Origin of the sequence: Streptomyces sp. SudanB25_2051 (assembly GCF_964272635.1) — a bacterium.
In the GTDB taxonomy this organism is placed as follows: domain Bacteria; phylum Actinomycetota; class Actinomycetes; order Streptomycetales; family Streptomycetaceae; genus Streptomyces.
This window is the reverse complement of the sequence record NZ_OZ186787.1, coordinates 2948317-2961228: the sequence shown is the minus strand read 5'-3', so window position 1 is coordinate 2961228 and position 12912 is coordinate 2948317. Positions and strand designations below refer to the sequence as shown.

Genomic DNA, 12912 nt, shown 5'->3' with positions numbered 1-12912 from the left:
CTCGGATGGTGGATGTCAGGGTGGGGCAGCTACGCAAGAGCCGCGATCGGCTGAGCACGCGTGGTGAGGAGACAGTCAACCAAGGCGACCTCGCGACAGCGGGGTTGATGCTCTTCTACGCGGCCGAGTGCGGCCTCAAGGCCGAGATCCTCGTCCGGGAACGGGCACGGGACACCAGCGCCCTGCCCGAGGATCTGCGGAATCACGACCTCAGATCCTTGGCCAAGGCGCTGGGGCTGCCGCCCGCGGTCGCGCAGGCGGTGCAGCGGTGCCGGCGCGTCATGCTCGGTTCGCTCGGCGAGGCCGGGCAGCGCCACGAGTGGGTGGGACCGGCCGAATTGCACCAGGCCTGGCGCTACGGCGCCGACCTGGACCCGGAGGACGAGAAGCGCGCGGTCGAGGCCCTGCGGCACCTGGTCAAGGCGTCCAGGATATGAACGTGATCGGAGACCAGATGGATGCGACCTCCCCGCTGCTGCCGGGAAACCTGCTGACCTGGGTGGACGTCGACGAGCACTGCGCGGCTCTCGCGGTGGCGAACCGCTGGCCGGGATGGCTCAAGGAGGCCAACGCCTGGTGGGACGGGATCGAGCTCACGGTGACCTCCGACGTCCCGGTGGAGGAAGTCCTCGCCTGGCTGGACACGGCCTTCGGGATGGGGTCGGTGGTGGGCGGCGAGGAGGGGCCCCTGCTCGTCCTGGACCGGCCTCAGACGATGGAGCGCGAGGGCCTGCCGGTCCACATCCTCCGGACCGAGGACTTCACTCACGGTTTCCGCCCGCCCCGCCTCATCGAACGGCGCATCACCGAGGCGCTCGGATCGCCCCTGCCCCGGCCCGCCGATGACGGATTTCCCGGCGGCCTCCAGGTGGTGGCCTTCCACTCCTTCAAGGGAGGTGTGGGGCGTACGGTCCACGCCGTGGCCCTGGCCGACCTCCTGGCCCAGCGCGGTCGCCGGGTGCTGCTGGTGGACGCCGATCTCGAGGCCCCTGGCATCACCTGGATGCACCAGGCCCAGGGCGGGGCGTGCGACATCGCCTATGACGACCTTCTGGCACTCCTCCACAGCTCGACGGACGGGGACCGGAGCAAGGCCGTGGAGATCGCATCCGGATACCTGGTCAACCAGGAGACGGTCCGGCACAAGAACGGCGGGCGGCTGGTCATCCTGCCGACGAGCCGACGCACCCGCCTGGGCCCTCCCCGGATCGAACCCGCGCAGCTGCTGACGCCGGACCGGTCGCGGTACTTCCTCACCGAGTCCCTCGCGGACCTGGCGGCCGCCGCCGACCTCGACACGGTGGTGGTCGATCTGCGCGCGGGAGCGTCCGAGCTGTCCGCGCCGATCCTTCTCGACCCCCGGGTGCAGCGGATCTTCGTCACCACGCTCAGCAGTCAGTCGGTGGACGGTACGGAGCAGATGATCCGCCAGCTCGGTGACAAGGCCGTGGCCATCACCGGCAAGGACCCCGAGCCGGCGGTGGTGGTCACCCAGTTCCGCCAGGATCGACATGCCGCCGAGGTCGCCGAGGCGCGTCGGCAGCTCGCCCGCGCGCTGGAGGCGATGCGTGCCGCACCCGTCTCCGGCGAGGTGGAGGCCGTGAGCCCCGACCAGACCCGGGACGTCGACGCCACCGTGCTGACGGAGCCGGCCTTCAGCCCCTTCCGCGAGGAACTGCTGGCCCTGCCCCAGAGTTGGGACGACGTGGTGGAAGTGCTGCGCCGGCAGGGCATCGGTGAGCTGCTGGCCGAGATGCTGCCGCTGCTCTCCGAAGCCGACCTCGGGTCGGAGAACGGTGTGGAAGAGGGGATCGAGGGCCGCCGTTCGGCCCTGCACCGCCGGGCACAGTCCCTGGTCTTCGCCGAGCGCACCGGTCTGGACAGCGGCCTCGGCTTCCTCTCCACGGCCCCGTTGCGGCGCCTGGTGGGAGACAACAGGACGTCCCTCCCGGTCACGGTGGTGGTCGGGGCCAAGGGCTCCGGGAAGACCTTCACCTACGCGAGGATGTGCGCGGCCGGCACATGGAGGAAGTTCGCCGCGGGGGCGGACGAGGAGGTCAGGATCGACGCCCCGGTCGTGCCCGTGCTCGACCCCGGCAACATGGAGTTCTCGAGCGATGGCAGCAGTCCGCAAGGGCTGCGCGACCGCGTCGTGGGCGGACGCGGTGCGGAAGCGCTGGAGATCCGGAAGGTCCTGCTGGACGCACTCCAGGACGAGGCCGACAAGGAGAGCCTGGTCCACTGGCGCCACACCTGGCTGCGGTGCATGGCCATGTCGCTGGCCGGGCCGGCCGCCGGCCTCGAGGACCCTGAGAAAGTGCTGCGCGACCGGGCGCGATCCCAGCAGGCGCTCTTCGTCTTCGACGGCCTGGAGGACCTCTTCCAGGAGCTCGAAGGGGAGGCCAAGAGGGTCGCCCTGCGCGCGCTCTTCACCGAGGTCCCCGATTGGCTGCGCGCCTTCCGGGGCCGGCCGTTCGGTGCGGTGATCTTCGTGCGCAGCGACCTCGTACGCTTCGCCGTGCGTCAGAACCTGGGCCAGTTCCTCGACCGTTACGACCCGTACGCGCTGCGCTGGGACTCCCAGGAGGCGCTGCGCCTCGCGCTGTGGGTCTCGACGACCGCCGGGGCTGTTCCACAGGCCGACGGCGACCTCATGGACTACACCTGGGAACGTCTCGTCCAGGCGCTCGTCCCCGTCTGGGGAGTGAAGATGGGGCGCAAGAATTCACGCGAGGCCCGGTCGGACCGCTGGGTGCCGGCCGCTCTGGGTGACTTCAACGACCAGGTGCAGGCTCGTGACGTCGTCCGGTTCATCCGGGACGCCGCGGAGTCCTCCCAGGGGGATCAGGACTGGCCCGACCGCCTGCTCACCCCGAGCGCCATGCGGCAGGCGCTGGTGAAGGGGAGCCAGGCGAAGCTGGAGGAGCTGCGCCAGGAGAACCCCGTGGTGGGGGAGCTCCTCCTCCGTATGGGGCGACACGCCGACAACGTGGTCATGCCGTTCAACGCCGAGGACGTCGGTCTGGACGCGAACGCGATCGCGAAGCTGGAGGAGGCGGGCGCTCTGGACCGGGATGCCGACGGCCTCTACCGGCTGCCGGAGATCTACCGGCACGCCCTCGGCTTCCGCACGCGGGGACGGGTCCGTGTGATCCGGCCCTGACAGACACGGGCAGAGCGGAGCCGGCGGGAAGCGCGGGGCCCCCGCCGGCCCGTCGGCCCGTCGGCCCGTCGGCCCCGCGTGGTCGGGGCCGGGGCGGTCCGTGGGGTGGCTTGTCAGGCCTCCGGACCGGACCGCAGGGCCTCCAGCTGGTCCAGGAACCAGCGCTGGGGCGGGAGGGCCGTGGCGGCGGCGGCCAGGCGCTTGGTGCGGTCGGCGCGCTCGGGGCCGGGCATCGACAGGGCCTTGTGCAGGGCCTCGGCGGTGGCCGTCACGTCGTACGGGTTGACCGTCACCGCGTCGGCGCCCAACTCCTCGTGCGCGCCCGCCTCCCGCGACAGGACCAGGGCGCACCCCTCGTCGGAGACGACCGGGACCTCCTTGGCGACCAGGTTCATGCCGTCCCGGATGGGGTTGACCAGCGCCACGTCGGCCAGGCGGTACGCGGCGAGCGAGCGGGCGAAGTCGTCCTTCACGTGCAGCAGGACCGGCGTCCAGGTCTCCGTGCCGAACTCGGCGTTGATCTCCTCGGCCACCCGCGACACCTCGGCGGTGTAGCGGCGGTAGACCTCCAGGTCCTGCCGGGACGGGTACGCGAAGGCGATGTGCACGACCCGCTCGCGCCACTCGGGGCGCGCCGTCAGCAGCTCGCGGAAGGCCAGCAGGCCGCGCACGATGTTCTTCGACAGCTCCGTGCGGTCCACGCGGATCACCGTCCTGCGGTCCGCGCCGCCGATCTGCTCCCGCAGCGCCGCCATCCGCTCCTCGACGTCCGGACGCCGCGACCGCTCCCGCAGGAATTCGGCGTCCGCGCCGAGCCCGTGCACACCGATCGCGGTCCCGCCCGTACCGCCCAGCACCCGCTCGCAGCACGCCGCGAACGCGTCCGCCCAGCGGCGCGTCAGGAAGCCCAGCCGGTCCGCGCCGAGCATGCCCCGCAGCAGCTCCTCGGCGATGTCGTCGGGCAGCATGCCGAAGTAGTCCGGCGGCGCCCAGGGCGTGTGCGAGAAGTGGCCGATGCGCAGGTCGGGCCGCAGTTCGCGGAGCATGCCCGGCGCCAGCGCCAGGTGGTAGTCCTGGATCAGGACCGCCGCGCCCGGCGCCGCCTCCGCCGCGAGGGCCTGGGCGAACGCGCGGTTGTACGCGCGGTACGCGTCCCACTCGCGGCGGAACCCGGCGTCGAAGACCGGCTCCAGCGGCGTCTGGTACAGCATGTGGTGGACGAACCACAGCACCGAGTTCGCGACGCCGTTGTACGCGGCGCTGTGCGTGCCGTCGCCGGCCAGCGCGTCGATGTCCAGCATCCGGACGCCCGTCTCACCGACGCCGCGCCGTACGGCTTCGCGGTCGCCGTCGCCGAGCGCCGCGCACACCCACACCGCGCCCGCGTCGGGCCCGATCGCGGAGAGCCCCGACACCAGGCCCCCGCCGCCGCGCCGCGCCTGAAGTCCGCCGTCCTCGTCCAGCGCGTAACTGACCGGACCGCGATTCGATGCCACCAGGATGTCCGAGACCATGAGCCCAACCTAGCCGGTGCGGGAAACGCTCAAACGTGCGGAAATCAAGCCACCCGGCGCTTGTCCAGGTACTCCGCGACCTCCCGCATGGGGGGCCGCTCCTCCGTGTCGACCGGGTGGGTGCGCGGCGTGAAGCCCGCCTCCGTGCGGTCGAACTGCGTCAGCCGGGGCCGGACGAGATGCCCGCGCGACAGCCGCAGCTGCGCCGTCCGGTAGATCGCCGCCGCCATCCGCCCGAGCGCCCGCTCGTCCTGGTGCCGGTGCAGCCGTACGCCCACGTCGACCTGCGCCAGCGCGTCCAGGCCCACCAGGTGCAGCGCGTCCACCAGCAGGCCCAGCTCCACCCCGTACCCCACCGGGAACGGCAGCCGCTCCAGCAGCGTGCGCCGGGCCGCGTACTCCCCGCCCAGCGGCTGCACGAACCCGGCCAGCTGCGGCCAGTGCAGATTGAGCAGCGGCCGCGCCACCAGCTCCGTGACGCGCCCGCCCTGCCCGGCGCCCGCCGAGCCCTCGGACGCCGCGCCGCCGGGGGTGAACGGCCGGTCGTACATCGCCTTCACGAACTGCACGTCCGGCTCGGTGAGCAGCGGCCCGACGATCCCCGTCACGAAGTCCGCGTCGAACTCCCGCAGGTCCGCGTCGACGAAGCACACCACGTCCCCGCCCGTGACCAGCAGCGACCGCCACAGCACCTCGCCCTTGCCGGGCAGGGCCGGTATCCGCGGCAGCACCTCGTCGCGCGCCACCACCCGCGCGCCGACCTCGGCGGCCACCTCGGCCGTCCGGTCCGTGGACCCGGAGTCCAGGACGACCAGCTCGTCCACGAGCGGCACCGCGTCGGACATCAGGTCCCGGCGGATGACCGCGACGATCTCCCCGACCGTCGCCTCCTCGTTCAGCGCGGGCAGGACCACGCTCACGGTCGTGCCGTGGGCCCGTTTCGCGGCGAGCAGCCGGTCGATCGGCCGGTCGGCCACGGACCAGGACCGCCGGTCCAGCCAGCGCTCCACCTCTTCCAGCACGCGCGCCACTCCTCGGTTCGTCGTTGTTACCAGGCGGTATGTGATCCATCTCGCGCTTCGGACGCCTATCTCAGGCGCCCATCGCGTCGGTTACAGTCTTGAACAACGCGCGAGACCACCGCATGCCGGGGTCCCGCGCCGACAACCGCATACCGCTCATCCAGAGGGGCAGAGGGACACGGCCCGATGAAGCCCCGGCAACCCTCCAGTCGGTTCTCGCACACGCACGCGAGGTCCCCCGGCTAGGGAAGGTGCCAAATCCGTCTCACGGCGACACGCGCCAGTGAGAAAGATGAGGAGAAAGGGCCTCGCCTCCCATGGCTGTGCAGACCGCCGCACCCAGCACCACCCCCTCCGCCGCCTCCCCGGTCGACCTCGGTCCCGCCGCCGGACTCTCCTGCCGCGAATGCGGCGAGCGCTTCCCGCTCGGCCCGGTCTTCGCCTGCGAGCAGTGTTTCGGCCCCCTCGAAGTCGCCTACGACCTCCCGGCCGGCGACCCGGAGAAGCTCCGCGCGCTCATCGAGTCCGGCCCCGCCAGCATCTGGCGCTACGCCCCGCTGCTGCCCGTCCCCGCGGACGTCGCGGACAAGCCGAACCTCAACCCCGGCTGGACCCCCCTCGTCAAGGCCGACAACCTCGCCCGCGAACTGGGCGTCACCGGCGGCCTGTACGTCAAGGACGACTCGGGCAACCCCACCCACTCCTTCAAGGACCGCGTGGTCGCCCAGGCCCTGGAGGCCGCCCGCGCCTTCGGCTTCACCACCCTCTCCTGCTCCTCCACCGGCAACCTGGCGGGCGCCGTGGGCGCGGCCGCCGCCCGCGCCGGCTTCCGCTCCTGCGTGTTCATCCCGCACGACCTGGAGCAGGGCAAGGTCGTGATGGCCGCGGTCTACGGCGGCGACCTGGTCGGCATCGAGGGCACGTACGACGACGTCAACCGCTTCTGCTCGGAGCTCATCGGCGACCCGCTCGGCGAGGGCTGGGGCTTCGTCAACGTCAACCTGCGGCCGTACTACGCCGAGGGCTCCAAGACCCTCGCGTACGAGATCTGCGAGCAGCTCGGCTGGCGCCTGCCGGACCAGCTCGTCGTCCCGATCGCGTCCGGCTCCCAGCTCACCAAGATCGACAAGGGTCTCCAGGAGCTGATCAGGCTGGGCCTGGTCGAGGAGAAGCCGTACAAGATCTTCGGCGCGCAGGCAGAGGGCTGCTCCCCGGTGTCGGCCGCGTTCAAGGCGGGCCACGACGTCGTACGCCCCCAGAAGCCGAACACCATCGCCAAGTCGCTCGCCATCGGCAACCCGGCCGACGGCCCCTACGTGCTGGACATCGCCCGCCGCACGGGCGGCGCCGTCGAGGACGTGAACGACGAGCAGGTGGTCGACGCGATCAAGCTGCTGGCCCGCACCGAGGGCATCTTCGCCGAGACGGCCGGCGGGGTGACCGTGGGCGTCACGCGCAAGCTGATCGAGAACGGCCTGCTGGACCCGTCCCTCACCACCGTCGTCCTCAACACCGGCGACGGACTGAAGACCCTCGACGCGGTCGCCCCGACGACCGGTCCCACCGCGACGATCCGCCCGAGCCTGGACGCGTTCCGCGACGCCGGCCTCGCCAACTAAGCCCCAGGGAGACACGCACCATGAGCGTCAACGTCCGCATCCCCACCATCCTCCGCACGTACACGGGCGGCCAGGCCGAGGTCCCCGCGGAGGGCGCGACCCTCGCGGAGGTCATCGAGTCCCTGGAGAAGAACCACCCGGGCATCGCCGCCCGCGTCCTGGACGACCAGGGCCAGCTGCGCCGCTTCGTGAACGTGTACGTCAACGACGACGACGTCCGCTTCGAGCAGGGCCTCGCCACGGCCACGCCGGAGGGCGCGGGCGTCTCGATCATCCCGGCGGTCGCCGGCGGCTGAGGCCGCCCGGCCGGCCGCGCACGACAGCGCCCCCTCTCCCCGCCCACGGCTTCCGGCCGGGCGGGGGAGGGGGCGATTCCGTTCCCGCATTCCCCGGAAAAGTAGGGGGATTGAGCGCGGTAGAGTTGGGGCAGTTCCCCGCCCCGCCTGTGCCGGGCGCATATGAGAATGCGCCGGGTTCCGACAAGAAGTAGCCAAACTGGCGTTGCGCGATGCGTGATTTGCGCCCTTTGTCGGCCCGACTTGCCCGGGATTCAGCCCATTCCAGCCACCATTTCCGTTCACCGGTGCACGGATTTCTCGTCTGATTGACCTGTTGCAGAGGGCAGTTGGGCAGATACATTCAGCCGCGGTCGACGCGTTCCGGCGCACGCCCACCCCTGTCAGTGGGCGAGGTCTGACCCGGGTCCGCGAAGTGCGGTCCTGTGCAAGGGCCAGTAATAGGGGAGTTAGGCATGGCTCAGGGCACCGTCAAGTGGTTCAACGCGGAGAAGGGGTACGGCTTCATCGCGGTCGACGGTGGTGCGGATGTTTTCGTGCACTACAGCGCGATCCAGATGGACGGCTACCGCACCCTTGAGGAGGGCCAGCGGGTCGAGTTCGAGATCTCGCAGGGCCAGAAGGGTCCGCAGGCGGACATGGTCAAGATCGCCGTCTAAGCACGACGCGTTCCGGCCAACGGCATTCCCGAAGGGCTCGCACTCCCCCAGGAGTCGAGCCCTTCGTCCTGCCCGCCGCCCCCCTGCGGGCCGACCCCCATCCATGTGGGCCAGCCCCCTGCGGTGCCCCTGCTGCGCCCACCCGTTGTGGGCAGTCATTCCTCCCCCAAGGACTTCGTCCAGGGGGTACCCCCAGGGGCGATGGGGGTCCCCCCTGCTCGAGCGAAGCCGAGAGCTTGGGGGAGGGTGGGCACAACGGGGTGCCCCGCCCGGGAGGGTGCCCCCTTGTGCGGTGCGCGCGGGAAGGGGCACCCGCCGGGTCCGCTGTGCCCACCCGTTCCGCCCCGGGCGGAACGCATGCCCACAGCGGGGCAGCGGCCCGGCGCGGCCCGCAGGGTGGCGTGGTGCTGCACGGGGGCGCAGTCGCGGCGGGGGCGCGGGTGCAGGCGGCAGGGGCCGCGGCAGTGCGCCCCGCACTGGGCTGTGCTGCTCGCAGCGACAGCGGCGGCGCGCACGGGGGGCGGCCCGGCGTGCAGCGGCAGTGCGCCCCGCACGGGGCTGAGTCCGCGGCGGCTGCGGGTCGGGTGGGGGGTGCACGGCGGAAGGGGCGCGGCCTGCGCGCCCGTCGGCGGGTGGTGAGGGAGTCGAGGGCGCGGCCTGGGCGGCCGTCGGCGGGGGGTGCGGGAGTGGAGGGGGCGGCCGGGGCGGCTTGTGGCGGGGCTGGCGCGGCAGCGGGGAGGGGCCTCCCGGGGGTGTGTGGCGGGGTGGGTTTCGGGGGTGGGGGGCCGGGGGCTCGGGGTCCGGGAATGGGGGAGGCGCTTGCACTCTCATAGGGCGAGTGCTAATCATTGGCGTTAGCACTCTGCGAGTGAGAGTGACAACGAAGGACCTCGTCGGTGAGGCCGGCAGGGCGTGTGGGGCAAGGAACCACACGGCACGCGGGCCGTCCGTCGCGGGCGCCAGCGCGGTCCGGAGCAATCCACCCCAGTCCGGGAGGACCACTTCACATGGCCAAGATCATCGCGTTCGACGAGGAGGCACGGCGCGGTCTCGAGCGCGGGATGAACCAGCTCGCCGACGCCGTCAAGGTCACCCTTGGTCCCAAGGGTCGCAACGTCGTCCTCGAGAAGAAGTGGGGCGCCCCCACGATCACCAACGATGGTGTGTCCATCGCCAAGGAGATCGAGCTCGAGGACCCGTACGAGAAGATCGGCGCCGAGCTGGTCAAGGAAGTCGCCAAGAAGACGGACGACGTCGCCGGTGACGGTACGACCACCGCGACCGTGCTCGCCCAGGCGCTGGTCCGCGAGGGCCTGCGCAACGTCGCCGCCGGTGCCAACCCGATGGCCCTGAAGCGCGGTATCGAGAAGGCCGTCGAGGCCGTCTCCGGCGCGCTGCTGGAGCAGGCGAAGGACGTGGAGACCAAGGAGCAGATCGCCTCCACCGCCTCCATCTCCGCCGCCGACACCCAGATCGGCGAGCTGATCGCCGAGGCCATGGACAAGGTCGGCAAGGAAGGCGTCATCACCGTCGAGGAGTCCAACACCTTCGGGCTGGAGCTGGAGCTCACCGAGGGTATGCGCTTCGACAAGGGCTACATCTCGGCGTACTTCGCGACCGACATGGAGCGCATGGAGGCCGTCCTCGAGGACCCGTACATCCTCATCGTCAACTCCAAGGTCTCCGCGGTGAAGGACCTCCTCCCGCTGCTGGAGAAGGTCATGCAGTCGGGCAAGCCGCTGCTGATCATCGCCGAGGACGTCGAGGGCGAGGCGCTCTCCACGCTGGTCGTCAACAAGATCCGCGGCACGTTCAAGTCCGTCGCCGTCAAGGCCCCGGGCTTCGGCGACCGCCGCAAGGCCATGCTCGGCGACATCGCCATCCTCACGGGTGGCCAGGTCATCTCCGAGGAGGTCGGCCTCAAGCTGGAGAACGCCGGTCTGGACCTCCTGGGCCGCGCCCGCAAGGTCGTCATCACCAAGGACGAGACGACGATCGTCGACGGTGCCGGTGACAGCGAGCAGGTCCAGGGCCGCGTCAACCAGATCCGCGCCGAGATCGAGAACTCCGACTCGGACTACGACCGCGAGAAGCTCCAGGAGCGTCTGGCGAAGCTGGCCGGCGGCGTGGCCGTCATCAAGGCCGGTGCCGCCACCGAGGTCGAGCTGAAGGAGCGCAAGCACCGCATCGAGGACGCGGTGCGCAACGCCAAGGCCGCCGTCGAGGAGGGCATCGTCGCCGGTGGTGGCGTGGCCCTGCTCCAGGCGTCCAGCGTCTTCGAGAAGCTGGAGCTGGAGGGCGACGAGGCCACCGGTGCCGCCGCCGTCAAGGCCGCCCTGGAGGCCCCGCTCAAGCAGATCGCCGTCAACGCCGGCCTCGAGGGCGGCGTCGTGGTGGAGAAGGTGCGCAACCTCACCCCGGGCCACGGCCTGAACGCCGCGACCGGCGAGTACGTCGACCTGGTCGCCGAGGGCATCATCGACCCGGCGAAGGTGACGCGTTCCGCGCTGCAGAACGCCGCGTCGATCGCCGCGCTGTTCCTCACCACCGAGGCCGTCATCGCCGACAAGCCGGAGAAGGCGTCCGCGCCGGCCGGCGGCGGCATGCCGGGCGGTGACATGGACTTCTGATCCTCGCGGATCGGACCAGTCCGGTAGTAGCGGTACGGAAGGGCGGCACCCCCGGCGCGGGGGTGCCGCCCTTCCGCCGTCCCGGGGCCCGTACGTCGTCCGCGGGCCCGTACGCCGCCCAGGACCCCGTACGCCGTCCCAGAAACCCCGTACGGTGTCCGCGGGACTACGCGGCGGGATGCGGTCGTACGGGCGGGTCCGCGGCCGAGTGGGACATGTCACGCGGCCCCCTGGCGGGGTTAGGGCGGATTGCCGCTCTATGTGACGATGGGGCGGGTCTCCCGACGCGGAGGCCCTTGTGCAGTCGACCCCCACAAGGATTCCCGTGCAGACCCTCGATTCCCTGATCGTGGACGTCAACGACGTCTTCTGGACCTATCTGCTCATCCCGGTCGTCGTGCTCGCGGGCCTCTGGTTCACCCTGCGCTCCCGCGGCGTGCAGCTGCGGCTGCTCCCGGAGATGTTCCGGGTGCTGAAGGACCCGGCGCCCGCGCCGGACGGGGACGCGAGCCGCAAGCCCGTCTCGTCGTTCGGGGCGTTCACCATCTCGGCGGCCGCCCGTGTCGGCACGGGCAACATCGCGGGTGTCGCGGGCGCGATCACGCTCGGCGGCGCCGGCGCGGTGTTCTGGATGTGGGTCATGGCGATCGTCGGCGCGGCCTCCGCGTTCGTGGAGTCGACGCTGGCGCAGCTGTACAAGGTGCGCGACGAGGACGGCACGTACCGGGGCGGCCCGGCGTACTACATGCGGCGCGGCCTGAAGAAGCCGTGGCTGGGCTTCCTCTTCGCCGTGACGATCACGGTGACCTTCGGCTTCGTCTTCAACGCCGTGCAGTCCAACACCATCACCGCCGTCGTCAGCGGCTCCCTCGGCGCCGAGAACTCCGACGGCCTCGCCCCGGTGATCGGCGCGGCCGTCGCCCTGCTGCTGGGCCTGGTCGTCTTCGGCGGCGTACGGCGCATCGCGTCGGTCACGCAGTGGCTGGTGCCGGTGATGGCGATCCTGTACCTGGTGCTGGGCTCCGTCGTCGTCCTGATGAACGTGAGCGACATCCCGCGGGTCTTCGCCGACATCGTGGGCGGCGCGTTCGGCTTCCGCGAGGTCGCGGGCGGCGCGGTCGGCGCGGCCATCCAGAATGGCATCCGGCGCGGCATGTTCTCCAACGAGGCCGGTCTCGGCTCCGCGCCGAACGCGGGCGCCGCCGCCGAGGTCACCCACCCGGTGAAGCAGGGCCTCGTCCAGGCGCTGGGCGTCTTCTTCGACACGCTGCTGATCTGCTCGATGACCGCGTTCATCATCCTGACGACCAACCCGACGCTCGCCGGCCGGCAGGGCGCCGACCTGACGCAGTCGGCGCTGGAGTCGACCCTCGGCTCGTGGGCCGGCCACGCCCTGACCGTCGTCGTGTTCATGCTGTGCTTCTCGACGCTGATCGGGAACTACTACTACGGCGAGTCCAACATCGAGTACATGACGGGCAAGCGCTGGGTGCTGCCCGCCTACCGGACGCTGGTCCTGGTGACGGTGTTCCTCGGCGCGCTCGGCACGGTCAGCGTCGTGTGGAACCTGGCGGACGTGTTCATGGGCTTCATGGCGCTGGTGAACCTGGCGGCGATCATCCCGCTGTCGGTGGTGGCGTTCCGGCTGCTGGAGGACTACCAGGCGCAGCGCCGCGAGGGCCGCGACCCGGTGTTCGCGGCGAGCCGGATGCCCGACCTGAGCGGCGTGGAGTGCTGGCCGGACGACGACCCCGTGCGCGACCGCGTGGCCTGAGCGCGGCCGCGGGGCCTGCCCCGCGCCCGTACGCCACGAGGGCGGTGACCTCCCGGTCGGGGGTCGCCGCCCTCCGGCGTTCCCGGGGCCGGGCCGCCGGTCTGTTTCCCCCACCCGAAGTTGATCTTCGCGGTTATGCTCGGCACGCGTTGACCACGCGGCGGACCGGGCCCACGACCGAGCCGGTCCGCCTCTCAGAGGGGAAAGAGACCGTGTACAGAACAGGGGGGAGGAG

9 protein-coding genes and 1 riboswitch are annotated in these 12912 nt (G+C 71.4%); of the genes, 7 read left to right on the top strand and 2 right to left on the bottom strand.

Features of this window, described 5'->3' with window-relative positions; genetic code table 11:
• The first annotated feature begins 5 nt into the window (after window positions 1-5).
• Window positions 6-437 (top strand): hypothetical protein, encoded by a 432-nt coding sequence (locus ACSUPT_RS13045; RefSeq protein WP_436944357.1) that lies wholly within the window; start codon window positions 6-8, stop codon window positions 435-437.
• Window positions 434-3163 (top strand): KGGVGR-motif variant AAA ATPase, encoded by a 2730-nt coding sequence (locus ACSUPT_RS13040; RefSeq protein WP_436944356.1) that lies wholly within the window; start codon window positions 434-436, stop codon window positions 3161-3163. Before ACSUPT_RS13045 ends, ACSUPT_RS13040 begins: the two co-directional genes overlap by 4 nt.
• A 113-nt stretch (window positions 3164-3276) precedes the next feature.
• Here ACSUPT_RS13040 and ACSUPT_RS13035 read toward each other — a convergent pair whose 3' ends face one another.
• Both ACSUPT_RS13035 and ACSUPT_RS13030 read right to left on the bottom strand, forming a co-directional pair.
• Window positions 3277-4677: a trehalose-6-phosphate synthase gene (locus ACSUPT_RS13035; RefSeq protein ID WP_365727480.1), complete on the bottom strand. Its 1401-nt coding sequence runs from the start codon at window positions 4675-4677 to the stop codon at window positions 3277-3279.
• A gap of 44 nt (window positions 4678-4721) precedes the next feature.
• Complete coding sequence (locus ACSUPT_RS13030) at window positions 4722-5699, bottom strand: glucosyl-3-phosphoglycerate synthase (RefSeq protein ID WP_436944354.1); 978 nt, start codon at window positions 5697-5699, stop codon at window positions 4722-4724.
• Between the two features lie 153 nt (window positions 5700-5852).
• Window positions 5853-5998, top strand: a riboswitch (SAM riboswitch).
• An 18-nt stretch (window positions 5999-6016) separates the two neighbouring features.
• On the opposite strand from ACSUPT_RS13030, the gene thrC reads away from it, so the two are divergent.
• The 5 genes from thrC (at window position 6017) to ACSUPT_RS13005 (ending at window position 12677) form a co-directional block, all read left to right on the top strand.
• On the top strand, window positions 6017-7318 hold the full coding sequence (thrC, locus tag ACSUPT_RS13025) for a threonine synthase (RefSeq protein ID WP_351967033.1): 1302 nt from the start codon (window positions 6017-6019) through the stop codon (window positions 7316-7318).
• 20 nt (window positions 7319-7338) lie between these two features.
• Window positions 7339-7614, top strand: a complete 276-nt coding sequence (locus tag ACSUPT_RS13020; RefSeq protein ID WP_351967032.1) for a ubiquitin-like small modifier protein 1 — start codon at window positions 7339-7341, stop codon at window positions 7612-7614.
• A 455-nt stretch (window positions 7615-8069) separates the two neighbouring features.
• Window positions 8070-8273, top strand: a complete 204-nt coding sequence (locus tag ACSUPT_RS13015) for a cold-shock protein (protein WP_010474007.1) — start codon at window positions 8070-8072, stop codon at window positions 8271-8273.
• A 1007-nt stretch (window positions 8274-9280) separates the two neighbouring features.
• Window positions 9281-10903: a chaperonin GroEL gene (gene groL, locus ACSUPT_RS13010; RefSeq protein WP_023587935.1), complete on the top strand. Its 1623-nt coding sequence runs from the start codon at window positions 9281-9283 to the stop codon at window positions 10901-10903.
• Between the two features lie 325 nt (window positions 10904-11228).
• Window positions 11229-12677 (top strand): alanine/glycine:cation symporter family protein, encoded by a 1449-nt coding sequence (locus ACSUPT_RS13005; protein ID WP_351967031.1) that lies wholly within the window; start codon window positions 11229-11231, stop codon window positions 12675-12677.
• Window positions 12678-12912: the final 235 nt, after the last annotated feature.

Coding starts and splice junctions, on each gene's coding strand:
- ACSUPT_RS13020 (WP_351967032.1), top strand. CDS start 7,339: ATGAGCGTCAACGTCCGCATCCCCACCATCCTCCGCACGTACACGGGC.
- ACSUPT_RS13035 (WP_365727480.1), bottom strand. CDS start 4,677: ATGGTCTCGGACATCCTGGTGGCATCGAATCGCGGTCCGGTCAGTTAC.
- ACSUPT_RS13045 (WP_436944357.1), top strand. CDS start 6: ATGGTGGATGTCAGGGTGGGGCAGCTACGCAAGAGCCGCGATCGGCTG.
- ACSUPT_RS13015 (WP_010474007.1), top strand. CDS start 8,070: ATGGCTCAGGGCACCGTCAAGTGGTTCAACGCGGAGAAGGGGTACGGC.
- ACSUPT_RS13040 (WP_436944356.1), top strand. CDS start 434: ATGAACGTGATCGGAGACCAGATGGATGCGACCTCCCCGCTGCTGCCG.
- thrC (WP_351967033.1), top strand. CDS start 6,017: ATGGCTGTGCAGACCGCCGCACCCAGCACCACCCCCTCCGCCGCCTCC.
- groL (WP_023587935.1), top strand. CDS start 9,281: ATGGCCAAGATCATCGCGTTCGACGAGGAGGCACGGCGCGGTCTCGAG.